This window comes from Gottfriedia acidiceleris, assembly GCF_004138285.1.
Taxonomy (GTDB): domain Bacteria; phylum Bacillota; class Bacilli; order Bacillales; family Bacillaceae_G; genus Gottfriedia; species Gottfriedia acidiceleris_A.
In genome coordinates this window covers 253,884-280,025 of the sequence record NZ_SCFN01000007.1, presented here as the reverse complement: position 1 = coordinate 280,025, position 26,142 = coordinate 253,884, and the positions used below count along the sequence as shown (strand labels likewise).

27 protein-coding genes and 1 pseudogene are annotated in these 26,142 nt (G+C 31.7%); 21 read left to right on the top strand and 7 right to left on the bottom strand.

Annotated features, from left to right (window positions below; translation table 11 throughout):
- Positions 1-33 precede the first annotated feature (33 nt).
- From EP747_RS13360 to EP747_RS13350, 3 genes are read left to right on the top strand one after another with little or no spacing between them, the layout of a single operon-like run.
- Positions 34-795 carry a GTP cyclohydrolase II gene (locus EP747_RS13360; protein WP_129690625.1) on the top strand — a complete coding sequence of 254 codons (762 nt, stop codon included), beginning with the start codon at positions 34-36 and terminating at the stop codon, positions 793-795.
- Positions 788-1,885, top strand: coding sequence for a bifunctional diaminohydroxyphosphoribosylaminopyrimidine deaminase/5-amino-6-(5-phosphoribosylamino)uracil reductase RibD (gene ribD, locus EP747_RS13355; RefSeq protein WP_129690624.1), 1,098 nt, complete (start codon positions 788-790; stop codon positions 1,883-1,885). Before EP747_RS13360 ends, ribD begins: the two co-directional genes overlap by 8 nt.
- Positions 1,886-1,900: 15 nt before the next feature.
- The gene (locus tag EP747_RS13350) at positions 1,901-2,467 is read left to right on the top strand and encodes a 5' nucleotidase, NT5C type (protein WP_129690623.1); all 567 of its coding nucleotides are present in this window, start codon (positions 1,901-1,903) and stop codon (positions 2,465-2,467) included.
- A 658-nt stretch (positions 2,468-3,125) separates the two neighbouring features.
- On the opposite strand, the gene EP747_RS13345 is transcribed toward EP747_RS13350, so the two are convergent.
- Positions 3,126-4,406, bottom strand: a complete 1,281-nt coding sequence (locus EP747_RS13345; protein ID WP_129690622.1) for a C40 family peptidase — start codon at positions 4,404-4,406, stop codon at positions 3,126-3,128.
- A 430-nt stretch (positions 4,407-4,836) separates the two neighbouring features.
- Here EP747_RS13345 and EP747_RS13340 point away from each other — a divergent pair, with 430 nt between their 5' ends.
- The 7 genes from EP747_RS13340 to EP747_RS13310 all read left to right on the top strand — a co-directional run bounded on the left by EP747_RS13340 (position 4,837) and on the right by EP747_RS13310 (position 10,888).
- Positions 4,837-5,130, top strand: coding sequence for a hypothetical protein (locus tag EP747_RS13340; RefSeq protein ID WP_129690621.1), 294 nt, complete (start codon positions 4,837-4,839; stop codon positions 5,128-5,130).
- Positions 5,131-5,312: 182 nt separating this feature from the next.
- The gene (locus EP747_RS13335) at positions 5,313-5,615 is read left to right on the top strand and encodes a hypothetical protein (RefSeq protein ID WP_129690620.1); all 303 of its coding nucleotides are present in this window, start codon (positions 5,313-5,315) and stop codon (positions 5,613-5,615) included.
- Between the two features lie 195 nt (positions 5,616-5,810).
- Entirely contained in the window at positions 5,811-6,311 is a 501-nt protein-coding gene (locus tag EP747_RS13330) for a GNAT family N-acetyltransferase (protein WP_129690619.1), read from the top strand.
- Positions 6,312-6,333: 22 nt separating this feature from the next.
- On the top strand, positions 6,334-6,879 hold the full coding sequence (locus EP747_RS13325; protein ID WP_129690618.1) for a 2'-5' RNA ligase family protein: 546 nt from the start codon (positions 6,334-6,336) through the stop codon (positions 6,877-6,879).
- Positions 6,880-7,240: 361 nt separating this feature from the next.
- On the top strand, positions 7,241-8,326 hold the full coding sequence (locus EP747_RS13320) for an aromatic ring-hydroxylating oxygenase subunit alpha (RefSeq protein WP_129690617.1): 1,086 nt from the start codon (positions 7,241-7,243) through the stop codon (positions 8,324-8,326).
- The gene (locus EP747_RS13315; RefSeq protein WP_129690616.1) at positions 8,326-9,768 is read left to right on the top strand and encodes an aldehyde dehydrogenase family protein; all 1,443 of its coding nucleotides are present in this window, start codon (positions 8,326-8,328) and stop codon (positions 9,766-9,768) included. Before EP747_RS13320 ends, EP747_RS13315 begins: the two co-directional genes overlap by 1 nt.
- 25 nt (positions 9,769-9,793) lie before the next feature.
- Positions 9,794-10,888, top strand: coding sequence for a tartrate dehydrogenase (locus tag EP747_RS13310; protein WP_129690615.1), 1,095 nt, complete (start codon positions 9,794-9,796; stop codon positions 10,886-10,888).
- Between the two features lie 76 nt (positions 10,889-10,964).
- Here EP747_RS13310 and EP747_RS13305 read toward each other — a convergent pair whose 3' ends face one another.
- The gene (locus EP747_RS13305; protein ID WP_129690614.1) at positions 10,965-12,329 is read right to left on the bottom strand and encodes a sigma-54 interaction domain-containing protein; all 1,365 of its coding nucleotides are present in this window, start codon (positions 12,327-12,329) and stop codon (positions 10,965-10,967) included.
- 139 nt (positions 12,330-12,468) lie between these two features.
- On the opposite strand from EP747_RS13305, the gene EP747_RS13300 reads away from it, so the two are divergent.
- Genes EP747_RS13300 through EP747_RS13290 form a run of 3 tightly spaced genes read left to right on the top strand, consistent with a single transcriptional unit; the run spans position 12,469 to position 14,731 of the window.
- Positions 12,469-12,657 carry a DUF3311 domain-containing protein gene (locus EP747_RS13300; protein WP_129690613.1) on the top strand — a complete coding sequence of 63 codons (189 nt, stop codon included), beginning with the start codon at positions 12,469-12,471 and terminating at the stop codon, positions 12,655-12,657.
- Positions 12,654-14,129: a sodium:solute symporter family protein gene (locus tag EP747_RS13295; protein WP_129690612.1), complete on the top strand. Its 1,476-nt coding sequence runs from the start codon at positions 12,654-12,656 to the stop codon at positions 14,127-14,129. Before EP747_RS13300 ends, EP747_RS13295 begins: the two co-directional genes overlap by 4 nt.
- A 5-nt stretch (positions 14,130-14,134) precedes the next feature.
- Entirely contained in the window at positions 14,135-14,731 is a 597-nt protein-coding gene (locus EP747_RS13290) for a GDSL-type esterase/lipase family protein (protein WP_129690611.1), read from the top strand.
- 199 nt (positions 14,732-14,930) lie between these two features.
- On the opposite strand, the gene EP747_RS13285 is transcribed toward EP747_RS13290, so the two are convergent.
- Positions 14,931-15,173 (bottom strand): DUF2584 family protein, encoded by a 243-nt coding sequence (locus tag EP747_RS13285; protein ID WP_129690610.1) that lies wholly within the window; start codon positions 15,171-15,173, stop codon positions 14,931-14,933.
- A 238-nt stretch (positions 15,174-15,411) separates the two neighbouring features.
- Here EP747_RS13285 and EP747_RS13280 point away from each other — a divergent pair, with 238 nt between their 5' ends.
- Entirely contained in the window at positions 15,412-16,317 is a 906-nt protein-coding gene (locus EP747_RS13280; protein ID WP_129690609.1) for a phosphotransferase enzyme family protein, read from the top strand.
- 162 nt (positions 16,318-16,479) lie between these two features.
- Positions 16,480-16,674 carry a hypothetical protein gene (locus EP747_RS13275; RefSeq protein ID WP_129690608.1) on the top strand — a complete coding sequence of 65 codons (195 nt, stop codon included), beginning with the start codon at positions 16,480-16,482 and terminating at the stop codon, positions 16,672-16,674.
- A 197-nt stretch (positions 16,675-16,871) separates the two neighbouring features.
- On the opposite strand, the gene EP747_RS13270 is transcribed toward EP747_RS13275, so the two are convergent.
- Both EP747_RS13270 and EP747_RS13265 read right to left on the bottom strand, forming a co-directional pair.
- Positions 16,872-17,306, bottom strand: a complete 435-nt coding sequence (locus EP747_RS13270) for an SRPBCC domain-containing protein (RefSeq protein WP_129690607.1) — start codon at positions 17,304-17,306, stop codon at positions 16,872-16,874.
- 162 nt (positions 17,307-17,468) lie between these two features.
- Positions 17,469-19,022, bottom strand: a pseudogene (locus tag EP747_RS13265) (catalase); the annotation flags it as partial.
- Positions 19,023-19,228: 206 nt separating this feature from the next.
- Between EP747_RS13265 and EP747_RS13260 the strand changes: the two are divergent.
- Entirely contained in the window at positions 19,229-19,756 is a 528-nt protein-coding gene (locus EP747_RS13260) for an SH3 domain-containing protein (protein WP_129690605.1), read from the top strand.
- A 694-nt stretch (positions 19,757-20,450) separates the two neighbouring features.
- Here EP747_RS13260 and EP747_RS13255 read toward each other — a convergent pair.
- Positions 20,451-20,972, bottom strand: coding sequence for a cupin domain-containing protein (locus EP747_RS13255; protein WP_129690687.1), 522 nt, complete (start codon positions 20,970-20,972; stop codon positions 20,451-20,453).
- A 241-nt stretch (positions 20,973-21,213) separates the two neighbouring features.
- On the opposite strand from EP747_RS13255, the gene EP747_RS13250 reads away from it, so the two are divergent.
- The 4 genes from EP747_RS13250 to EP747_RS13235 all read left to right on the top strand — a co-directional run bounded on the left by EP747_RS13250 (position 21,214) and on the right by EP747_RS13235 (position 23,625).
- A complete protein-coding gene (locus EP747_RS13250) occupies positions 21,214-21,666 on the top strand; it encodes a hypothetical protein (RefSeq protein ID WP_129690604.1) in 453 nt (150 codons plus the stop codon).
- A 177-nt stretch (positions 21,667-21,843) separates the two neighbouring features.
- Positions 21,844-22,563 (top strand): YebC/PmpR family DNA-binding transcriptional regulator, encoded by a 720-nt coding sequence (locus EP747_RS13245; protein WP_129690603.1) that lies wholly within the window; start codon positions 21,844-21,846, stop codon positions 22,561-22,563.
- Positions 22,564-22,809: 246 nt separating this feature from the next.
- Complete coding sequence (locus EP747_RS13240; RefSeq protein WP_129690602.1) at positions 22,810-23,097, top strand: hypothetical protein; 288 nt, start codon at positions 22,810-22,812, stop codon at positions 23,095-23,097.
- 66 nt (positions 23,098-23,163) lie between these two features.
- Positions 23,164-23,625, top strand: a complete 462-nt coding sequence (locus tag EP747_RS13235; protein ID WP_129690601.1) for a hypothetical protein — start codon at positions 23,164-23,166, stop codon at positions 23,623-23,625.
- Positions 23,626-23,939: 314 nt separating this feature from the next.
- Here the strand turns inward: EP747_RS13235 and EP747_RS13230 are convergent, their stop codons facing one another.
- On the bottom strand, positions 23,940-24,437 hold the full coding sequence (locus EP747_RS13230) for a hypothetical protein (protein WP_129690600.1): 498 nt from the start codon (positions 24,435-24,437) through the stop codon (positions 23,940-23,942).
- A gap of 454 nt (positions 24,438-24,891) precedes the next feature.
- On the opposite strand from EP747_RS13230, the gene EP747_RS13225 reads away from it, so the two are divergent.
- Positions 24,892-26,142: a helix-turn-helix domain-containing protein gene (locus EP747_RS13225; RefSeq protein WP_129690599.1), complete on the top strand. Its 1,251-nt coding sequence runs from the start codon at positions 24,892-24,894 to the stop codon at positions 26,140-26,142.

Below are 26,142 nucleotides of genomic sequence, written 5' to 3'. Positions count from 1 at the left end.
AGGAAATAGTGTAAGAAAACAGGAGGAAGCCTCATGATCAACGAAAAAGTAGTATCTTTATTAAAAGAGAAAATTAATGTAATAAAAAATAACGATAAATCAATTTATTTAGTTGGACCAATTAAACTACCAGTAAATCTAGATGGTGAAACAGTCATTTTTCAATGGTATTGTTGGCTACGCTGTGAGGATATTGAAGGAGATTTTTGTAGCGATGGTTCATACAACACTGAAAAAATTATTAGTAAATTAGCTTCCTCAAATCTAGCAGAAATGCAACAATCAAGCGTATTAGTTTATGGTGACTTTGAAAATTCAGAGGATGCTCTTATTCGAATGCATAGTATTTGTCATACGGGTGATATTTTTGGAAGTAAACGTTGTGATTGTGGATTCCAATTAAAAGAAGCAATGAAAATGATTTCTTCTAATGAATCAGGTGCATTATTTTATTTAGCAAATCATGAAGGAAGAGGAATCGGTTTATTTAGTAAAGCAATGGCATATGTTCTCCAAGAGCAAGGATTTGATACTGTTGAAGCTAATGAAGAGCTTGGTTTTGTAGATGATGCACGAAACTATGATGATGCTATTCGAGTATTAAAAACACTTCGCTCAAAACCGGTTACTTTAATTACAAACAACCCAAGAAAATTGGATGCTCTTCAAAAATCGGGAGCTAATGTATCTGGAAGAATTCAATTATGGGGAGACAAATCAAAGTATAACGAAAAGTATTTAGAGACTAAAATTGTTCGTTCTGGTCATTTTAAAGGAGGACGTACAAGTGAGTAATCATGAATTTTATATGAATTTAAGCTTACAAAATGCCATGGCTACGAAAGGACAAACCGATCCAAACCCATTAGTAGGGTCTGTTATTGTAAATGATAATCGGATTGTTGGAATTGGTGCTCACTTAAAAGCTGGTGAGCCGCATGCTGAAATTAATGCACTTAGAATGGCAGGAGATAAAGCTAAGGGTGGAACAATTTATGTAACTCTTGAGCCATGCTCTCATCATGGACGAACTGGTCCATGTGCAGAAGCTATTGTACGAGCAGGCTTGAAAAAAGTTGTCGTCGCAACACTTGACCCGAATCCTTTAGTGGCAGGAAGAGGAGTGAAAATTCTTCAAGATGCTGGAATTGAAGTAATCATCGGAGTTTGTGAAGAGCAGTCGATAAAAATGAATGAAGTATTTAACAAATATATTGTTAAAAATATTCCTTTTGTCGTAATGAAATCAGCATCTACATTAGATGGGAAAATTGCTACTCATTCTTCTGATAGTAAATGGATAACTTCAGCGGAAGCTCGAAATGATGTTCATCAATTAAGAAATGAAATTGGTGCGATATTAGTTGGCGTTAACACAGTATTAAAAGATAATCCAGAATTAACAACTAGAATTCCAAACGGACGTAATCCAGTTAGAGTGATACTAGATTCAACTTTAAAAATTCCTTTAGATTCAAAAGTTGTAACCGACCAACAAGCCAAAACTTGGGTATTCACAAGTCTAAACCACTCTGAACAGAAAAAAATAGAATTGGAAAACTTAGGTGTAAAAGTATTTGTTACGAACGATGTAAATCGAGTTGATTTAAACGAAATGCTAAAAATTCTAGGCGAACATTCAATATCTTCATTATTAGTTGAAGGTGGCGGAGAGGTCAATGCTTCCTTTATCAATCAAAATTTAGTTGATAAAGTGATTGTCTATTTAGCTCCAAAATTAATAGGTGGAAAAAATGCACCTACATTTTTAGAAGGTACTGGGCTTGATAAAATGGGACAAGCGATTGAACTTGAAGAGATTGAATTAACGAAGATTGGTCCTGATTATAAATTCATAGGCTATCCAAAATATATTACTTCATGAGGAAGGACTTTTAGAATGAAATTCGGATTCGATATTGACGATACTTTAATTGATTTAAGACAGCATGCTTTTCACATTTATAATAAAAAATTAAATAAAAATATCCCTATAGAAGCTTACAATGAATTGAAAACTGTTGAAATACATGAACCTTTTGGCTTAACAGCAGAAGAAGGAAGCAAAATGTGGAAGAGTAATCTAGAAGAGACATACTTTACTACTTGTCCTCCATTTCCATATGCAGTTGAAACATTACAAGAATTAGAAAAGCAAGGACACGAAATTTATTATGTGACAGCTAGAAATAAAGAATATGGTGAACGAACAAAAGAATGGTTAATAAAGAATGGATTTCCAGTTCATCAAGATCGCTTTTATTGTGGAATGAAGGATTCTGAAAAAATTCATATTATAAAAGAATTAGCTTTAGATTACTATTTTGATGATAAACCAGAAATATTGAATACACTCTCAGAATTAACTTTAAAAGCATATGTGAAAGATACTTCATATAATCGAGGCTTGGACATCCCACGTATTACGTGTTGGTCTGAGTTAAAAGATATTATAGTGGGTAATTAATAAAAAAACACCTGTGATAGGTGTTTTTTTGTGTGGTGAAAAATGAGTAGGTCAATTAGTAGTTGGTTGTGGTGGATTTCCACTACAACCTGTCAATTATACTTACTCATAAACTAGTCATGAGTATGTATTTATCAACATTTTGCTTTTTTACTTACCGATGAGCCAAAAAAATACGAACATTAAATGATTTCCGATAAAAAAATAGTATATTTAGCATTGATCTATCTGTCAACTTATTGATAGACAAGTGATTTTTGTTGATATAGCTTTGTTTTAAGTAACTTACAAAAATTCAATATAATTAATGTCAATATAATTACAAATATATTTTTAGGAGCATTATTTGTAGAGATGTGTAAGTCGTCGATCATAAATCACTTACAATTTGCTTAATAAACGGCAATTCATTCGTTTAATTGATTGTTTTTAAGCTTATTCTTTTTTTATATAGAATTTGATTGGAACGAAAGGGTGCTCGACTCCTATGGGAAATGCGGGAAGGCTGAGACCCCGCAGGCTCGCCGAGGAGGCTCAGGTCTCGCCCCATGGAAAGCGAGCGCCCTGTAGTGGAAATCAATATCACACAACTTACTTATCATTGATAAATCCAACAATCAATTGACAAATTCTTTTTTCAGTATGATGTTTGCAAAATCTACTTAAATCTCTTATAACCTAAAAAATGTTGGTTCCAATATGAATTGTTTATTTTAGAAATAGTTACCCCTGAACTGCTACTTGCATGGATAAACTCATTACTATTAATCACTATACCCATGTGGGACGGTCCATAAGTATAAGTGTTTTGGAAAAAGATTAAATCTCCAGGTTGAAATTCATCTACGGTTTTTAAATTTGAATTATTATACCAATAACCCGCAACGTTTGTTCTAGGAAGTGACATTCCAGATTCTTTAAATACATAAGAAATAAATCCACTACAGTCAAAGCCAGATGGAGTTTCTCCACCCCAAATATAAGGTACACCTGAATACTTTTTTGATAAAGTGATTAAAGATTGTACATCAAATGATTGAGGTTTATTTGAATCTACTTTATTTGAATCTGTCTTACTTGAATCTGTCTTATTTGAACCCGTCTCTTTTCCAACATAAGATGCACTAATATACCCTGTTTTCCCATTATATTTTACCTTATACCATCCACTAGATAATGAGATTACATCTAGTCTTTGATTTTTATTAACACTACCTAAAATCTGATAAGAAGTTCCAGCTCCAGACCTGATACGGACACCATTACCAGTAGAAATGTAGTTTCCTGTACTAACCACTTGGTTATTATTACTATTATTTGATTCGGTAACTTTTCCAACATAAGATGCACTAATATATCCAGTTACCCCATTATATTTTATTTTATACCAACCATTTGAAACTGAGATTACATCTAGTCTTTGATTTTTATTAACACTACCTAAAATCTGATAAGAAGTTCCAGCCCCAGATCTTATGAGGACACCATTACCAGTAGAAATGTAATTTCCTGAACTGACCACTTGATTATTATTACTATTATTCGATTCGGTAACTTTTCCAACATAAGATGCACTAATATATCCTGTTGACCCATTAAATTTTATCTTATACCAACCATTAGACAATGAAATTACATCTAGTTTTTGATTTTTATTAACACTACCTAAAATCTGATAAGAGGTACCAGCTCCAGATCTTACACGGACACCATTACCGATTGATTTATATGTACTAATATTATTATTTGAATAAAGTTTACTAGATCGCAGAGTTTTCTTGGAATCAATAGAGGCTGCAGCTGCAGTAGTATTATATGGAATTTGAATTGTTAATGTTGATGCAAGTCCAACTAATGCCATTGAGTTTAATGCTCGCTTTTTATTTCTTTCTCCTTTCAAATTTAACTTAATTAAGGTACTTGCTGATTTTGATTTCATTACTAACCTTCCCTCTAACCAATAACTGAAATAACAAAGAAAAATCCCTTACCTCATTTGATAGTAAGGGCAAATCTTAGATTACATGAATTTGGTAATTAAATTATTTAGAATGTGAGATCACATTAAGTATAAATTCTAACATAAAAACATGGGTCTCTTCACTTATTTAGTGTCAAATTTTTCCGGTAAAGTAAATTTAGTTCAAAATTTACTAAAAAAAAAACAAAGAAGAAACTTAAAACTCTCATTATCCAATAAAGTGAAAAATAGTTTTTTTATTTCAGTAAATACAGATAAGATTATTGCTTTATGAAAGTTTTGTTAAGTAAACTAATAATATAGATTATATAAGTTATCAGAAAATACAAGCGTAAAAAAGTCTATTAAAATCTTAATCCTACCCTTTTTATCGGAGGTGCTAGTCAAAGTGACAAAGCTTGAACTTGATATTCAAAACATACAAATTGCACAACATACGGATTATAAAGGTTATAAAATTAGATTTTCGATTAATCAACAGCAGTATGTACTTTTAGTCGGTAAAACAAATATATTATTTCCTTTGTCTCTAATTCACACCTTTAATGAAAAAGGAACATGCCAGCTTTGCAATAAACTAGTTTTTCCATCAAATATTAGTCAACAAGTTTGTCCAACATTATTTAATAGAAGAAAAGAATTATTGGCTTATTTCCAAGAACATTATTCTGAACAATTTTAATCAGATATAAAATGGCTTTTGACAATCGTCGACCAAAGTAAAATAATAAATTAATAAAGAAATCGTGATAAAAAACTACTTTTTGGGTAGTTTTTATTTTTTTATGAAAATATTTAACGATAATGAGACATAAAAATAGCATTTCGTCATATATTTTGTTGAAAACGGAGGTGCTATTTCATATGGTGATTCAAGACTTAGATATTCAAAACGTGGTAATTAGTAAGCTTGGAGGATACGACGGTTATAAAATAAGCTTTTCTGTTAATCATCAAGGTTACATATTATTAGCTGGAAAACAAAAGACGATTTTTCCTTTGTCTATTAAACATGCATTTATTGAAAAGGAAAAGTGTCAGTTTTGCAATAAACTTGTATTTAAATCTGCGATAAGCCAGCAAATTTGTTTGAATCTTCTTCTTAAGAAAAGCGATTTATTATCGTATTTTCAGCAAAAGTATCCAGAACCATTTGAGCAAATATAGGTTTATTATTTAAAGAAAACTGTCGAGGAAAAACCACTAAAGAGGTGGTTTTTTGTTTATAAAACGAGTACATATTGGTATTTATCCCTCCATGAATTTAAGAATTGTAATGATCTAGTAAAAAAAACACTGTGGAAATACGATGGTAATTGTTGTACTATTCTTATAATTCTATTTTTATTGGAGGATATTTTTATGTTAAATTCTTTATTGCCGACAAATACTATTTCCTTACAATTTTATAATGATCAATATGATGATCAATTAAAAAACTATTTTCTGGCTGATGAGCATCTGAAATTTACTGGTCTACCTATTGATAATATAGAAAAATGTGTAATAGAGGCTGATCGTCATGCGATTTTAATTTTGAGTAATAATGATGTTGCAGGTTTTTTTGTTTTGCATGGTTGGGATGGAGTTAGTCAATATAGTGATAATAAAAATGCAATTCTATTAAGGGCTTATTCTGTTGATACAAATTTTCAAGGAAAAGGGATTGCTAAACAATCTTTAAATTTATTGCCTTCTTTTGTAAAAGCGAATTTCCCTGAACGAGATGAAATTATTTTGGGTGTGAATCATAAAAATATTGCTGCACAGCATGTTTATTTAAAAAGCGGATTTATTGATAAAGGAATTAGAGTAATGGGGAGAAAAGGTGAGCTCTTTATTATGCATATGGATCTAGTATAAGTTTAGAAAGAAGGAAGATATGATGTACGGAGTTGTAGCGTTATTTGATGCAAAAACCGAACAAATCATTAAGGATATTTGGACAGAGTTAAGAGAAAAATCGATTTCTTTCTATGCTGATGAAATAGTAGATCGAAAACCCCATATTACTTTAGCAAGTTATCATAATTTAGATTTAACAAAATTCATTGAACAATTAGATGATTTTTATGAGAATAAGCTGGAAATAGATATTAGATTTAATTCAATTGGATCGTTTTTAAATACTGGCATATTGTATTTTTCACCAAATGTTACAAAAAATTTGATTGAGTTTCATGAGAATTTTCATATTCAGTTTAAACATTTTAATGATAATCCAGAGTCTGTATATCTTCCTGAAAAGTGGGTACCACATTGTACTTTAGCTAATAGATTATCACTGGATAAACTAGTAGAAGCGTATAATTATTGTTTATATCGAAATGATACGATTGTAGGAAAAATACAGGAGATTGGTATTATTGAGATGGTTAGTAATAATAATGCGCCAATCATTTTTTCGAAGTCTTTAAACCCAATAAGATAAGCTGAAAAACTCGTAAAAAATAACGAGTTTTTTATTTTTGGCTCTTTAACACCTTTATAAGAGTGGTTATATTTTGCCCGAAAATCAACTATTAACGACAACAGATACTTATTTTTAAATAGTCTTACTCATCAATTTGAAATGTTAGACCATGAGATCGTTCGACGAGTGAGTGATAAAAACTCAAATAAGCGAACTGGAAACAACTCATTCGAGTTGTTTTCAGTTCGCTTATTTTATTAGCTCGAGTCGCTTTGAATCAGTAAATGTTGATTTATAGGTGTTTTTTAATTTTGGCATGGATATTGCAAAATAAAGGATACAGGGGTAGAAAATAGGGCAATGAGAGGGGTTAAAACAAATGACTTTTAACAAAGTACAAAATGCAACAACTGAAATTTTCGAAAGAACGCTAACTTATGATTTATACACTGATCCAAAGGTTTTAGAGCAAGAACAGGAAAAGATTTTTTCAAAGACTTGGCAGTTAGTTGGACATGTTAGTCAGTTAGAAAATATAGGAGATTTTTTTACAGCAGAAGTAGCTGGTGAACCTATTATTGTAACACGTGATAAGAATGAAGTTATTCAAGCTTTTTATAATGTTTGCCCACATCGAGCTACAAAGTTAGAGAAAAATGAAAGTGGAAACAAAAAAATTCTTCAATGTGCTTACCATGGATGGACTTTTCAATTAGATGGTAAATTAAATAAAGCACCTAATTTTAGAGGTGAAGATTTAGCCTGTGTATCAAATGCTTGTTTACGATCTGTAAGGATGGAAATTGCCGAGTCGTTTATTTTTGTTAATTTAGATGATCATGCTACGCCATTAATTCAGACGTATGGAGATTTTTTTGAAAAGCTAAGTAAATTTCCTTTTTTAAGTGAACTAAAAAGAACAAGCAGTAAATCTAGAATAATTAAAGCAAATTGGAAAGCCTTTATTGATAATTATTTAGAATGTGATCATTGTCATGTAGCGCATCCGAGTTTTGTCGCTACACTGGATATGAAAGATTATCAAATTATAACTTGTCAAAATTATTCAGTTCAAGGGTCGGTTGTGAAAGCGAATAAGAAAATGGGTTCATTAGACTTTAACGAAGTAGAAATGCAAGGGGGTACTTTCTATTGGCTATGGCCAAATTTAATGATGACTATTTATCCTGGCCCAGGAAATATCGCTACGATCCAAATGATCCCAATCGATCACGAGACAACACTTGGAATCTACACTTACTACTTTAGAGATGAAAATTTAACTCAGGAAGAAAAAGACTTGGTTGAATTTGCAGAAGTAGTACGAAATGAAGATGTTGAACTGGTTGAATTAGAACAAGTTGGATTCCGTTCACGAGCATTTAATACAGGCTTTTATTCATCTTCAGAGCAAGCAATTGTTCAGTTCCATGAGACTGTCCTAAAAGCACTGGAGGAGAAATGATGATAAATAAAGTAAGTCCGACAAAAAAATATTTATTTATTAACGGAGAAGAAGTACAAACAACAGAATATACAAACTTGTATTCTCCTTACACTAGAGAAGTAATTTCAGAGGTTGCCGTTGCAACAAAAGAACAAACAAAACAGGCGATTGAAGCAGCATATCATTCAAAAGACAATTTCGCTAGAATGCCAGCATTTGAAAGGGCACAAATTCTTGAAAATGTTGTTCAGTTATTAAAAGATAATTTTAATGAAGCAGCTGAAACTATTACAAGGGAAACAGCTAAACCAATCACGTTTTCAATGGGGGAAGTTACACGAACCATTGAAACATATAAATTTGCTGCAGAAGAAGCAAAACGGATTCATGGAGAAACAATTCCGTTTGATTCTGCTTCTGGTGGAATAGGTAGAGTGGGATATACAGTGAGAAATCCGATTGGTGTAATTGGAGCGATTACTCCGTTTAATTTTCCTATGAATCTAGTGGCTCATAAAGTTGGTCCAGCTATTGCGTCGGGGAATACAGTTGTTTTAAAGCCGGCATCACAAACACCACTCTCGGCTCTATTTATTGCTAAGCTATTCAAGGAGGCTGGCTTACCAGACGGTGTATTAAATGTTGTAACGGGACCAGGGCGTAACGTTGGAGACACGATTGTAGAAGATGAACGAGTAAACATGATTACATTTACTGGCAGTACTAGTGTAGGGATTAACATAAGAAATAAAGCGAAGTTGAAGAAAACAACGCTTGAACTTGGATCAAACGCTGCTGTTATTATTGATAAAAATATAAATGTTGATAAAATTATTGATAGTTGTATAATGGGTGCCTTTTCAAATCAAGGTCAAGTATGTATTTCATTGCAGAGAATTTTTGTACTTGAAGAGATTTACGAAGAGTTTACTAATAAGTTCGTAGAGGCAACTAAAAAGTTAAAACTTGGTAATCCATTTGACCATGATACCTATCTTTCTTCATTAATTTCACATGATGAATTAAAACGAACGTTAAGTTGGATTGAAGAAGCGAAACAAAGCAATGCTACTATTCTTACAGGTGGTAAAGCCCAAGGGAATATTTTAGAACCTACAATTATTGCTAATTGTACATCTGATCTAAAAGTTTCCTGTCAGGAAGTATTTGCTCCAATTGTAACGGTTAATAAGGTGAAATCAATCTATGAAGCCATCTCACACGTAAACAATTCACACTATGGACTACAGGCTGGAATTTATACAGATAGTGTATCGAATGCATTACTTGCTTCAAATGAACTTCATGTAGGTGCGGTAATCATTAATGATGTTCCAACGTTTCGCGTTGATAATATGCCATACGGCGGTGTCAAGGAAAGTGGGACTGGAAGAGAAGGAATAAAGTTTGCTGTAGAAGAAATGACCGAGTTAAAGTTAATTGTCTGGAATCAAGACTAAAGTAATTTAAGGTAGGTGATCTGATATGAAAACGCATCAAATAGCAGTGATTCCAGGGGATGGAATAGGACCGGAAGTAATTAATGAAGGTGTGAAAGTTTTAAATAAAATAGCTAGTTTTGATGATTCCTTTAAATTCGAATTTACGTCTTTCCCTTGGGGATGTGAATACTATGCACACTACGGAAAAATGATGGATGATGATGGAATTGAAAGATTAAAAGAGTTTGAAGCAATTTATTTGGGAGCGGTCGGATTTCCTGGTGTTCCTGATCATATCTCATTGTGGGACTTGCTATTAAAAATTCGTAAAAGCTTTGATCAGTACGTAAATATACGTCCTGTAACTCTATTAAAAGGAGCACCTTGCCCTCTAGGTAATATCGAAGCAGAAGATGTAAATATGTTATTTATTCGAGAGAATACAGAAGGTGAATATGCAGGAGCAGGTGATTGGCTATATAAAGGAAAAGAACATGAAGTAGTTTTACAAAATAGTGTTTTCTCCCGCAAAGGTACTGAGCGCATCATACGTTATGCATTTGAAGTTGCCCTTAAACAAGGAAAAACATTAACAAGTATTAGTAAAGGTAATGCTTTAAACTATTCTATGGTATTTTGGGATCAAATATTTGAAGAAGTGAGTAAAGAATATCCTTCAGTAAAAACATACTCTTATCTCGTTGATGCAGCTGCTATGCTTATGATTAAGGATCCGAAACGGTTTGAGGTAGTAGTGACTTCTAATTTATTTGGTGATATTTTAACCGATTTAGGTGCGGCCATCGCAGGAGGGTTGGGTCTTGCAGCAGGAGCAAACATAAATCCTGAAAGAACGTATCCATCAATGTTTGAACCGATTCATGGGTCTGCACCAGATATATCAGGAAAACAGATTTCGAATCCACTTGCAGCAATTTGGTCTGCTAGCCAATTGCTTGATTATTTAGGCTATGAACAATATGGTAAGGTAATTCTTACTGCAATTGAAGAAATATTAATTGAAAAAAAATTCTTAACACCTGATTTAGGTGGGGAATCATCAACATCAGAAGTAGGGAATCGTATCGTCGAATTGATAGCTTCTAAACTAAATGTATTACAGACACACAAGAATTAACGAATGGTAATAGGGTTTAGTAATCAAAAGGGAAATACTACAGAAGTATCTCCCTTTTAATTTAATTATTCTATATTTACTCGCTTTTACAATACTTTCGGATTAAGTTGTTCGCTTTTGTTTGACTTAAACCAAGATCCTTTGCAACTTTTCGAGAGCTCTTATGAATCTCGTAAGATTCGATAATCATTTTTTTCTCAGTTTCTTCTAAAATATTTTCCAATGAGCTTTCCTCTTGGAGTGTGATTGGATCATCATCATCAGGAATTAATTGTGACGGCAAGTCAGATAATCGGATGACTGATTCGCTGGTTATTACAAGTCTCTCAATAATATTTTCAAGCTGCCTAATATTACCTGGCCATTGAAAAGCTTCAAAAGCATTTTTTACATTTGATGAAAATGAACGGTTAACTTTGTATTTATGATTGAACCTAATTAAGAAATGATTCGCTAATAAAGGAATATCTTTTTTTCTTTTTCGAAGCGGAGGAATTTGAATATCAATTACATTTAAACGGTAAAATAGATCTTCTCTAAACTGTTTTGATTTTACCATTTCCAAAAGATTACGGTTTGTTGCTGTTATTATACGAACGTCTGCTTTTTTTAATTCTCTGCCTCCCACTGAAAAAAAGCTACGATCCTGTAATACTTGGAGTAATTTAGCTTGAAATTTTAAGGAAATCTCCCCGATTTCGTCTAAGAAAATTGTACCTTTATTTGCAGTTTCGAGTAAGCCGATTTTTCCATTCTTTAAGGCTCCTGTGAATGCACCAGTAGCATAACCGAATAGCTCAGATTCCAATAAATCTTCTGGGATTGCAGCACAATTAATGGCAAGAAAAGGACCGTTTTTCCGGTTACTTAAATCATGAATATATTTAGCAAGTACACCTTTTCCGGTGCCAGATTCGCCTTGAATTAAAATATTTGTATCAACAGGGGCAATCTTTTTACAAAATTCAATGATATTGGTCATTTCTTCATCAATTGTTAAAAATCCATGCGAATTAAATTGTTCTTTCGAATCAGGCATTTCATGAGTGTTATTATGAATAATAGAAATATAATTTTTTTCGCGAGATGTAATGAAAATGAAATCCAATTTTTTATTAATTGGATTGAAAATCGGAATGGCTGTTGTGACTAATTCTTTACCTGTATGTGTGGTTTGATTAATTGTGACTGTATTATTTTTCTCTAAAACAATTGGAATGATTGAAGGGGTCCAATATCCTTTTTCCAAAAAAATATCATTATGTTTTCCTATAATCTCGTTTTGTCGTAAACCATAATGTTGTTCACACATTTTATTAACATAAATAATTTCAAGATTTCGATTCAAAATATAAATTTCATCAGAAGAATAGTTTAAAATATTTAACAACACTTCTTTGTCGAACTCTAGTATTTCGGAAAGATTAGAATAATTTTTCATAGTGTATGCTCCTTTTTTAAGCGCTTACAATAAGAGACTAGTATTTTACTATTTTATAAAACGAGTTTAACATAAGTCTATAAATTATTAACGGAATTTTAAAAATAATCAACTTATTAGAAGGTAAGGGGGAAATAAATTGAAATACTTCGCGATTTTTTTGACTATTTTTGCTTTTATAGGATCCTTAACTGTTGTAAATCGAGTGGAGCCTTACATATTAGGATTACCGTTTATAGTATTTTGGTCAGCGAGTTGGTTAGTCATCACATCTGTCTGCCTGTTTATTAGTAATTCAATTTTAGAGAAGCAGGAGGAAAATCAATGAGCATTTTATTAATTGGAATTACGTTTCTATTAGCACTTTTTTTAGGTATACGTGCCCGAAGAGGAAGAGAAATGAAATTGGAATCATGGGTAGTAGGAGATCGGAATTTTGGAAGTATTGTCATGTTCGTTCTAATGGCTGGTGAAATGTTTACAACGTTTATCTTCCTAGGTGCTAGTAGTGCATCTTATTCAATGGGTGGTCCAGTAATATATATTTTCTGTGCTGTTACTTATATTATTCCATTTTGGATTTTACCTCATATTTGGCGCTATGCGAAAAAGCATAATTTATTAACTCAGCCGGATTTCTTTGTCAAAAAATATAATAGTAAATCTTTAGGACTAATTGTTGCAATAGTAGGAGTAATTTCCATTATTCCGTATATGGTCCTTCAATTAAATGGTATAAAAATTATCGTATCTGAGGCTTCTTACGGCGCTATTTCTCCAAATTTAGCAGTATGGATTGGTGTAATTGTTGTGACAATCTTTGTTTATATTTCTGGAATTCATGGTTCAGCATTCACGGCTATATTAAAAGATATTTTGATGCTTATAACGATTTTGTTTTTAGGGATTTATTTACCTTTTCATTACTATGGTGGAGTTGAACCGATGTTTAGAACCTTAGATGCTGCTAAGCCAGGTTTCCTATTACTACCTAAATCTGGTTATAGTATTTCTTGGTATGTATCAGTTTGTTTAATTATTGCGCTAGGTCAATATATGTGGCCTCATGTTTTCGGTGCGAGTTTATCATCAAAAGATTCAAAAACATTACGTAAAAATGCAGCACTTATACCTCTATATCAAATTCTAATGGTCTTCATTCTTTTTATTGGTTTTACTGCACTTTTACAAATGCCACATATCCCAGGTGGACGGACTGATTTAATTTTATTCGAAATTGCTAAAGCGACACTGCCACCGTGGTTTATTGGTGTAATTGGCTCAGCTGGTCTACTAGCAGCGTTAGTTCCTAGTTCGTTGTTATTATTAACGGCTTCAACATTACTTTCAAAAAATATTTATAAAGTAATAAAACCAGATACAAGTGAAGCGAAGTTAGCAGGGCTTACAAGAATCTTAGTTCCGATCATAGCTTTAATCGCGTTACTTTTTACATTTTATGGTGGAAAGACGATGCTCTCTCTATTATTAATGGCTTATAGCTTTGTCTTACAATTGTTCCCTGCATTAATTGTTACGTTCTTAAAACGTAATCCTGTCACTAAAACTGGAGCAGTAGCTGGAATACTATCCGGACTTATTACAGTAGCATACGTAACAATAAAAAATACAACCTTTGGGACATTATTCCCTCATGCCCCTCAATTTTTAAAAGATTTAGATTCAGGATTTATTGCATTCACGATTAATATTGTCTTTATGTTTGCTGTTAGTGGAATTACTTATTTAGTAAAAATAAGACCAAGAGTAAGTCAAAAAGCTATAAAGGAACAATGGTGAGAAGGATGAAAATTGTATGTATTGGTGATAGTCTTACAGAAGGTTTAGGAGTTTCAAAAGTAGATGCATGGCCAACCATTCTACAAAACGAATTATCAGTTGAGATTATTAATAAAGGGATTTCAGGTGATACAAGTACTGGAATGCTGTCACGATTCTATCATGATGTCGTATTAAACAATCCATCACATGTTATTATTTGTGCAGGTGGAAATGATTTATGGTGGGATGTTGAAATAAATTATACACTTTCAAACATTTATTCAATGGTAAAACAAGCAATTCACAATGGTATTCAACCTATTGTAGCAATCCATCCACCAATTCACATAGATCATATCAATCATGAAGAAGTATGGGAACCGATTTCTGGTTTTGAAACATTCGTGTTGAAGGCAAAGGAGTTAGCTAATCGAATCGAGCAAATGGTAAAAGTGAATCAATTTAAACATATTAATTTTCGAATTCCATTTCAACATTATCAGAATGTAAAATCAGAGTTTTTTGAAGGCACTGATGGAGTACATCCAAACGAACTTGGTCACAGTGCTTTAGCAAAGCAGGCATATCAAACGATTATAGGGTTAAGTAATGATTGTTAATAAGTTTCAAATGAACGGATAGCAATGTTAAGCTATCCGTTTTTATTAAACCTAACAAGCAAACTACAAAGTTGCGCAAACGAATGCGAGCAACAAGTTTTTTCTACACTGTTTATGCAAATTTTTTTTATTTTAAATTAAAAAAGGACTGTCTTTTTTTGACAATCCTTTTAGGTTCTAATATACGTCCCTGTATTTTTTAATTAACTGTATCAATTGCTTTTAGTTCATAAAGCATATAAGTATTCTTATTTCTCCATTCGATTTTCTGTATAATCGCTACTCCAAAAGGTTTTTCATCATTCTTTCGGGAGACATTAATTGGTGTATCAATAGGAAATAAATGGTACCCGGTAAGTTCTAAAGTGAATAGATTGTTCTCTTGTCTGATGGCGTTCTCATTCGTTACAATTAACCAATTAAATTCAAAAGGCATACTCATATTTTGGAAACTCCTTAAATTGAATATAGATTATATTTAATAAAAAAGATTCTAACACATAAAAATATCTTAATATATTTTTGTTCTGAACACAAAAAAGGTTTTAGGAAAGTGATAATGAATTTTGGATGAGAAGTGAAACTCACCTTTTTTATTAAAAAGGTAAGCCTAATTTTTCTGTCGAATGAAATAATGATTAAGGATGTATGAAATTCTTTATGATAAGTAGGGACTCTAAATGAATAAGAAGAATAGTAATCAAGTCCGTTTAAGCGGCGGTTTTCAAAACGATGTATTTTATGATGAAGATTATAATAGGGTGGTTAGGCAGTCTAAATTAGGAAAAACAAAAGAAATGGTGTTACAGGAAATTGAATTTATTAATTTTTTATATATGCAAGGGGTAAATGTCCCAAGAGTGGATCGTAATTTAGGAGAAGAAGATGGAAGGGTCATAACTTATTTTGAGTATATTGATGGCGAGCAAATTGATGTTACAAATCCTAATCAATGGAATATATACCTGTTTGAACAATGGGGTAAAAAATTGGGGAAGATGCATTCTTTAGCTAAGAGTTATAAATTAAGTGAAGTTCATCGCCCGGTCTGGTCACCTGAAAACTTTGACGTTTTTGGGATTAGAGATCAGTTAGTACCTTATATGAAAGTGTTTTATGATAAACAAATGGAAAAGCTCTTAGAATTTCAAGTGACATCCGATGCATTTGGGATAATTCATAATGATTTTCATCAAGGGAATATAATTTTAGTCGGTAATACTATCTTTACAATCGATTTTGATGATTGTGCATTTAATTGGTTCGCACACGATTTTGCTACAGCTTTTTATCATGCGTATTGGCAACAGAATTCTTTTAACCAAATGAATGAACAGTTTATTGAGACTTTTATGCCGTACTTTTTTAAAGGATATAAACTAGAAAACTTATTAGATAAAGACATTGTAAAACAAATCCCGATCTTTCTTAAATTGAGAGAAATATTTTTGTACCATTTATTTGCTCAAAAATGGGATTTGAACAAATTAGAGGAATGGCAAAAATATACACTAACTGATTTACAAAATAAAATTATTAAAGAAATACCATATGCTGGTATAACAGATTTTTCGATTTATCAATAATGGAAGCCTTGCAACAATAGAATACATTTTCCCATTAGCAAGCTGACAATCCTTAATCTCTTACATAGATACAAAAACGTATGGTCATTGATTCAGTGATTCGACTATATAATAAAATAAACGGTATTTTTTGTAATTGCTTTTTGGAAGGGGCTGATGTTTATGCGAAGAAACAAAAATGCGGCTCTTATTGTTATACTATGGTTATCTATGATGATTTTTATTGTTGTAAATGCATTACGTCATATTCGAGTATATATGGTTTATAGTTCAGGCTTAATGCCTTTTATTGTTTGTGGAATGATTATCTTTGCGATTATTATCCTTTATGTAAGTGGTTCGAATCAGCGAAGATAAAAAGTTTTTTGAACCCATAATGTTTTAGGGTTCTTTTTTTTGGATAGATATTGGAGAACAATTTTGAAAAATTAAAAATTAATTTGTGCAGTATTAATCCAAGTGTTCGTACATTCTATATAAAATTAAAAAGGGGGCACCCAAGAGTCAGTAAACCTAACTTATGAGACAGCCCCATAGACTATCGTATTATAAAATTATTTTACTAATCCGCCTCTTAACTTAGTTACACCAAATTCTAAGTAACATTTTAAACAGCTAAGCATAAATACCCAGCCTTCTTTATTATCGATTAAATGATGAACATATTCTGGGTTGCTTTCACTAAAGCCTTCTTCCACCACTTCAATAATTGTGTTATTTTGATCTTGTTCGTTTAATGTAATCGTTACGATATTTCCTTCTTCTGTAGGTCCCCAAGCAAACACAATCTTCTTATTTTCCTCAACTTCGATAATTTTTATTTTACCTTCTGCGTTGTAAAGATCGTATTTTAAAGTAATGACTTTTCCTTCTTCCCATCGTTCAGAGCTAGAAGAAAACCAAAAGTTACCTATTTTAGTTGGATCAACAAATGCCTCGAATATGTCTTTTGCTGGTTTGAAAATATTAAACTTAGTCACATTATTCATTTAAGTATCAGCCCACTCTCAATTAGTTTCATATGTATCATCAATATCCTTACAATCATATTTTAAACTGATATCTTTTAATTGTGAATATTGAGTCGTAATATTCAGTTAATAAACTATTGCGAAAAAAAGATAGGTCTCTGCCTATCCCAATTTAAACTTTTAATATCGATCCGATTCATGCCCCATATTTTTGGCTTTGTCAGACGCGACATCAGCTGCTTCAGTACTAGTGTGTTCAGTTCGATTACTATTCGCTTTTTCTAAACCTTCGCGCACTCTGCGTCCATATTCTTCATCAGCTTTTGTAAAATAACCAATCATCGTTTCTTGAATATGAGGCTTACATACTTTTAGTGCATCTACTAAATTTGAAATTAGTTCACTTTTTTCAGTTTCGTCGAAAGCACGGTAAGTATTACCAGCTTGGATAAAGTCGTTAGGTCGGTCAATTTTTTGTCGTACTAACTTATTATTGTACGCAGGTTCATGATCTGTTCCATTCTTTGGTGCTTCTTTTAATCCACCTAATGATGAAGGTTCGTAGTTCACATGTGGGTTCTGACCTGGCGCCACGTCCACTTTATATTCCATTTGTCCATCACGTTGATTTGTTGCTACATGATTTTTTGGTGAATTAACTGGTAGTTGTAAGTAATTTGTTCCAACTCGATATCGTTGTGTATCTGAGTACGAAAAAGTACGACCTTGAAGTAATTTATCATCAGAAAAATCAAGTCCATCAACTAATACACCTGTCCCAAATGCAATTTGTTCCACTTCTGCAAAATAGTTTTCTGGATTTTTGTTTAGCACCATTTTTCCAACTGGTAAAAAAGGAAACTTTTCTGGATCCCATAATTTTGTAGGATCAAGTGGATCAAAATCAAGCTCTGGATGCTCATCATCACTCATTATTTGTACACATAATTCCCATTCTGGATAATCACCTATCTCAATAGCTTCGTAAAGGTCTTGAGTTGCATGATTATAATTAGTAGATTGGATTTCATTTGCGTCCTGTTGTGATAAATTTTTTATTCCTTGTTTTAGCGGTTCCCAGTGGTATTTAATAAGAACTGCCTCGCCATCTTTGTTTACCCACTTATATGTATTAACACCTGACCCTTGCATTTGTCGATAGTTAGCTGGAATTCCCCATGGTGAAAAGAGAAAAGTTACCATATGAGTGGATTCTGGTGTTAGATGAAGAAAGTCAAACATTCTTTCGGGATCAGGAAGGTTTGTTACTGGATCTGGTTTAAAAGAGTGAACCATATCTGGAAATTTCAAAGGATCACGAATAAAAAAGATTTTTAAATTATTACCGACTAAATCCCAATTTCCATCTTCAGTATAAAACTTTGTAGCGAAACCACGTGGATCACGTAAAGTTTCAGGAGAATGTCCACCACCTACAACTGTGGAAAATCGAACATACACAGGTGTTTTTTTCCCCTTCTCTTGGAATAATTTCGCTCTAGTATATTTAGAAATTGCGTGATCACCTACTTTTCCATAGGCTTCGAAATATCCTTGTGCTCCGGCTCCACGAGCATGCACAACACGTTCTGGAATTCGTTCACGATCAAAATGAGAGATTTTTTCAAGAAAGTCATAGTTTTCTAAAGTAGTTGGCCCTCGATTACCAACAGTTCTTACATTTTGATTATCAGTTACTGGATGGCCTTGTCGATTCGTCAATATTTCTTCATTGTTCGCTTGATTATCCATAATTTGCCTCCATTCATACAAATACAAAATATAGAATGTCCACAAATTTGGAACGATATGCAAATTTTTCCTGTAAGATGTATCGGATCAGTACAATTGAAAAGTTTACAATTTGGATACATTTCATGACTAATTTTGAAACATTGATTCAATATTATTGAGATGTAAAGTGAGAGGAGGAATTTAAAATGAAGAAAAAATTATTAAAAGCATTTGTATCAACTATGGCCTTATCTGGTGCATTATTATTTTCTAATGGGATAGTAGCCGGGCCGACACATGTTAGTGCAGCGGTTTTAAATGCTCCGATTAGTGTATATGAGGTAACTGCAAGTGTATTAAACGTACGAAGTGCTCCAAATACAAGTTCAAAAGTAGTAGACACTTTAAGAAAGAAAGATCAAATTGAGATTGTAAAATTCTATAATGCTAGCTGGGCACAAATTAAAACAACAACTACTAAAAATGGTATAGCTTATGTAAGTACTAAATACTTACAAAAAGTACCAACTATTGTTACAACAAAAGCTAATTTAAATTTACGTAGTGGCCCTAGTACAAAAAATAAAATTCTTACGGTAATTCCTAAAGGAGCAAAAGTCAGCTTCCTTGGCTATCAGACTGAAGGTAAAACTCAAATCGACTATAATTGGGCAATTGTTTCTTACAATGGTAAAAAAGGATTTGTGAGTACTAGTTATTTAAATATGAAGTAATCACAAATGGCTAGAACTAAAATTAAAAAATTCAAAATGACGAAATCGTAACGGAAAATCCAGTGATTTACGATCAATAAAGATTACTTTAACTCTGAGTTAGTTGTTTCATTTCTCTATTCCCCCAAAAAAGAAAGTGAGCTAAAAGCTCACTTTCTTTCAGAGTGTTGAAATAATTATAGTCAATATTGAAAAATACAAACATTAAATGAATTTCTATGAAAAAATAGTATATTTATTATTGTTTTATCTGTCTCTTATTGATAAACAAGTGATTTTGGTTGATACATAAGTGTTTTAACTAACTTGCAAAAATTAAAATATCTTCATTTTTGACGATCAATATTTGTAAAGATGTGTAAATCGTCAACATAAGTTACAATTTGATTAATAAAGGATAATTCATTCGTTCAATTGGCTATTCTATTGTTTTTAAGATTATTATTTTTTTATAAAGAACTTGATTGGAACGAAAGGGTGCTCGACTCCTATGGGAGAAGCGGGAAGGCTAAAGACCCCACAGGCGGCGCCGAGGAGGCTCAGGTCTCGCCCCATGGAAAGCGAGCACCCTGTAGTGGAAATCAATATCACACAACTTACTTATCAATGATCAATCCAACAATTTAATTGACAAATTCTTTTTTTAAACAGCAATAAAGAAAGTGAGCTAAAAGCTCACTTTCTTTATTTAGACCTAATAAGGAAGTACCTTATAAGCTAACTTATTAATAATCTCTTTATGTTCAGGGTATTTATTATGTAATTGCTCTTGAGTAAATAATTCAAAGTCTTTAAAATCGAATCCAGGTGAAACCATACAGCCTACTAATGAAAAAGTATTTTCTTCCATAACTGATGAACCGAAAATTGAATTTTTCGGTACTAAATATTGAGGAACTTCTCCGTTTTCTAGATCTAGACCTAATTTAATTTCTTCGTAATGACCATCCTCATGGATAACATGAATCGTTAATGAACTGCCTGCATGGAAATACCATAATTCATCAGACATTAATCTATGAAAATGCGAAATATCATGTGATTGTAGTAAAAAATAAATACTAGTATAAAGCAATCTATGATCATTAAAATTCACCGATAATTCCCGATCAGTTATTTGTTCCTTTGATTGATACGTAGATTTGTAATACCCACCTTCAGGATGTGCTTCTAATTTAAGTTTAGAAATCCAATATTCAGGATTATTATTAAACATTTCTTCAATCCTTTCTAAATATAAATACTTATGACTACTCATATCATATTACCTTAATTTTTTTATTAGTTTGTTAACTTATTTAGAAAAATATGTTAAAAGATATATTTTTGGAATAAAATGAATACTCAGAATTGATTGATAGGATTTGTGGAAATCAACAGAATTTTCCCAATATACAATTTAATGAAAATAGATTACATTAAACTTATTAAATGAAAAAATATGGAGCGGAAGTTCGATGTTTAAAAAAGGGATCTTATATTTAGTGGCAATCTTTACGATTTCGATCATTATTAACCAAACTATTTTGTCTAAAGATGAAAAACCGGAAGTTAAATTTGAGTTAGCCGATAAAACAATTCCTTATAAAATCGCAAATTATTCTTGGGGAAAATTATTAGATAGAGATAAATCAATAAATGTTACATATAAAAATATTAAAGAAGAAGTAGCTATTCCAGTACTCGAAGGAGAGTTCTTAAAGATTTATTTTTCAGAACAACCCGAAAATGTTGAAATATTAGAGCACACTGGGACTAAAAAATCATATATTTATGACCAAAATTTAGATAATTACGGAAGTTACTCTTTCCAAATTGGACCAAAAAAAGGGGAAAGAATATATGAAGTTAAAGGTATTTGGAAGGGGAATAATTATTTTACTTATTTGATAAAAGTAAAGGTTATATAAAAATAAAGCATTACTTCAAAACTAGAAGTAATGTTTTTTATTTCCACTAATTTTTAGTAACGATTCATTTCGAAAAAAAGTGTAAATGAGGTATAATATTAAATGATAAATGTTTGGCGAAAGTCAAATACATAGTAAATTAATCGTAGATTTAAAGTTGAAAGAGAGTGGAACAAGATGGGTCGTAAATGGAATAATATTAAAGAGAAGAAAGCTTCAAAAGATGCAAATACTAGTCGTATTTATGCAAAGTTTGGACGTGAAATATATGTAGCAGCGAAGCAAGGTGAGCCGGATCCAGAATCAAACCAAGCTTTAAAAGTAGTACTAGAGCGTGCGAAAACTTATAGTGTACCAAAGCATATTGTTGATCGTGCGATTGAAAAAGCAAAAGGTGGTTCTGAAGAAAGCTTTGATGAACTTCGTTACGAAGGTTTCGGACCAAATGGATCAATGGTAATTGTTGACGCGCTTACTAATAATGTAAACCGTACAGCTGCAGAGGTTCGTGCTGCATTTAGCAAAAACGGTGGTAACCTTGGGGTAACAGGTTCAGTTTCATATATGTTCGATGCAACGGCTGTAATTGGACTTGAAGGTAAAACTTCTGATGAAGTTCTTGAAATCTTAATGGAAGCGGATGTTGATGTTCGCGATATTTTAGAAGAAGATGATGCTGTAATTGTTTACGCTGAACAAGACCAGTTCTATGCAATGCAAGAAGCATTTAAAAACGCTGGTATTACAGAATTTACAGTAGCTGAATTAACAATGCTAGCGCAAAGTGATATAACTCTACCAGAAGACGGACTAGCTAAATTCGAAAAAATGCTAGATGTTCTTGAAGACTTAGAAGATGTTCAACGAGTTTACCACAATGTGGACTTAGGTGAATAGAAACTTAGCAATAAAAAAACACAATGAATTAAGATAAACGCGTTCATATAGGTGAATTAATTTTCATCTGTATGAACGCGTTTTTTGTTTTTTGAATTAAGCTTTTGGTAAGGATCGCTCATAGAATTTTTATGATCCATAAGTGGCAGACAGGAGAATATGAATATTACAGAGAATAAGTATTGTTAGTCAAGATTTGCTAAAGAATTTTCGAATATTATATTCAATTTGAGGAGATCTATATATATGGATAAATTATTAAAAAACGGGTACAAAGCATTTAAGTACGCGGCCCTTAGAATTGGTGTATTTTTGTTAGTTTTAGCAACTCCAGTAGGTATTTTAATGAGCTTTAATGCTAATGCTGATGAGCGACAAGAACAAGAAATAAACTATTATGAACAATCCGTTGGTGAAAAAGGATTGAAGTTAGAAGAGCAACGAAGAAATGCAGTTATTCAAATTAAAAATAGTTCAACAGGCTTTGAATCCGTATCTACCTGTGATGCTGACTCAAACTCGGTATGTGAATAAAATTATTATGCAAACCTAGATTTGAGGTAATACATATTCTTGATTTTATTTATGGAGGAGTAAATTATGGAAGAGACGATTAAACAAAATAGCTTCACTCATAGGGAGCTTGCTGCTTCATGTTTTAATAAAGTGTGGGATCTACTTGAATTAGAAAATAGATCTCAAAGTGAAACAGAAGAAATGGTTCATTTATGTCATAGCTCTTTTTGGCATTGGACAAAAGTTGAGAGCCATACACCAAGAAACATATCGATTGGCTATTGGCAATTATCACGAGTGTATGCTGTTATAGGGCAAGGAGAAACGGCTTTAGATTACGCAAAAAAATGTGTCAAGATTAGTTTAGAAAAAGAGGTAGAGCCGTTCTACATAGCATATGCATATGAGGCTTTATCAAGAGCGTATGCAAAACTAAATCAGTCTCCTGAAAGCTTAGCTGCTAAAACTAAAGCGTATGAATATGTAAAAGATGTAAAGTTTGAAGAAAGTAAAGAGTTGTTGCTGAAAGATTTAGATACAATTTAATCAGTTTTGTTATAGTAATTAGGCTAATTGATTTGGGAAGAAACTACAGATGACTTAAAAAGGAGGTCTCAAAGTCAGAGTACTTTTGAGGCCCCCTTTTTTTGTATTAATTTTTGCTAAAATGGTTTAAGAAAGATGTGAACTTTTTTATATAGTAGTACTTTTGATACATTATGGGTAGAATCGCTCATGAATGGAAAGGCATAGATCAAGGCGGGGAAAAGGATTAAATACATAAAAAACCCACAAGGAAAATTAATCACCTAGTGGACTTTTTTCATTTATCACGGTCTTTATTGAGAACATTTTTTTATTTAGATAACTTTTAAATCATAAATACTTGAAATGACCCATTTGTTTTTTAATTTAACAAGATCCATTGTTACATTACATATATTTCTACCGTTTTTATAATTTCCTTCAGTTTTTATCCCGTCAACAAATGTTATTTCGTATTTTATATGTACAGTTGTTTTATGATCTTTCTTATTTAAATGAATGACAGATAAATTATCACCGATGAATTTTGCATCAAGTACGTTAGACATTATCTTAGTAAAGTAGTAAGAGTGATTGCTGATTTTTAATGAATCAACTACAACAGAGTTATAAATCTCAACATCTTTCCACTTTAAAGCCGTAATGTAGTTTCTTACAGAATTTTGAACATTTTGTTCAATAATTAATTCTGTAGACGCTTCATCGTCCAATCTCTTCTGTTTTTCTTTTTCAATAGATAGGTTTAATGTTAATATAATAATGACGGTTATTCCAAAAATTACCAAATATAAAGTAAGTGGTTTTTTAGTCATATGGGACCTCTACAATTATAAATTAATTTGGAAGATTACTAGGTTGAATTTATTAAATTACTTAGTGATTTGAAAACTTAAAACTATATTTAAATTATTTAAAGAAATAAAAAGGACTTTAATCAAAAAAATCGCAAGATGTAATGATTACATCTTGCTTTAAAACTGGTTATTAAATGGGGGTGCATTTAAAAAATACTAATGAAGTTATTTGTCGTTAGTATCGTTTAATTGCTTGTACTAAAATCATACCATTCTGTTTGACTTTTTTGTATTGGGAAAATTTTTTGAATATAATTTGTCTGAAAAAAATCGAAAAAGTATATTAATGTGTCGGAAAATCTAATAAAATTTAATTATTAAGAGAAAATTAAAAATATTAATATAGGAAATTAATAGTTACTAGTCATATAAATATATCTATTTTAAATAAAGGTGAACAGGAGATTTTATTATGGATTATGGCATGATGATCTTTCATCATCGAAAGAAATTAGGATGGACCCAGGAGAAATTATGTGAAGGAATATGCTCTGTTTCGCATTTAAGTAAAATTGAAAACGGTACAAAAGAGGCTGGTATAGAAACGATTGAATTGCTTTTAAAAAAGATGCGAGTTGTAATAGATGAAAATGATATTATAGATGAAGTAACTGGTCAACTTAAACGATTATGGAATTCAATAGAACGAGCTGACTATGATTCTAGTAAAATGCTGTTTGAAGAATTGATTGGTAAAGAGGAAAGTATAAATTATACTAATATATCAAATGATTTTTGTATTACAATTTGGAGATATTATATTTTTATTGAAGATCTTAAAATGGCAAAGAAAAAATGGAAACAACTTGAGGCAAAAAAGAAGAAATTTTCCCAATATGAAACGATAAAATATTTGTTTACACTATCAATATATTACATAAAAGAAAAAAGATATAATGACTCTCTTCTAGTAATGGATGAAGTACAAGAAATTACGCCAAACCTTGAGATAGATTTCCAGGAATATTGCTTCTATAGAGCTTTAGTATATAGCTTTATAAATCAGACTTCCTTATCTATGTATTTTTGTAATAAGGCAATTCCTATTTTTCTACAAAATAATAATATAAAACGAATTCTTGATGCAAAAATGTTACTTTCACTTCAATTAATAAAGAGCAAGTTTTTAGATCGAGCCGAGCAATTTCTAATTGAAATACTAGATTCTTCTGTCATGTTAAGTGATAAAACAATACATATGAGTGCTTTACATAATTTAGGCTATTTATACTATCATTCTAATCAACATAAAAAAGCTATAAAGTATTATCAAGACTATTTATCTAATATACAGGAGGGTACTGAAGAGTATTTTTTAGTCATTTCAAATATAGCGAATAATATGATGATCATAAATGATTACGAGACCGCTACTAAGCTGTTATGTAAGAATCTCTCCAAAATAAAAGATAAAAATAGTGCATCCTATATTCGAATGAAGGTTTTATTACTAGAAGCAAAAAAGGACGAAGCAAATTTAGTTCCATATTTACGTGAAGTTGGATTGCCATTATGGGTTCAAACCAATGATCATGAAAAACTAATTAAATACTATGATGTTGTTACAGATTACTATGAAAAACAAGAATCGTTAGAAAAACAAAACATGTTATATAAAGAATACAATAGCACTCTATTAAAAATTATCGAAAGTAGGAAATAA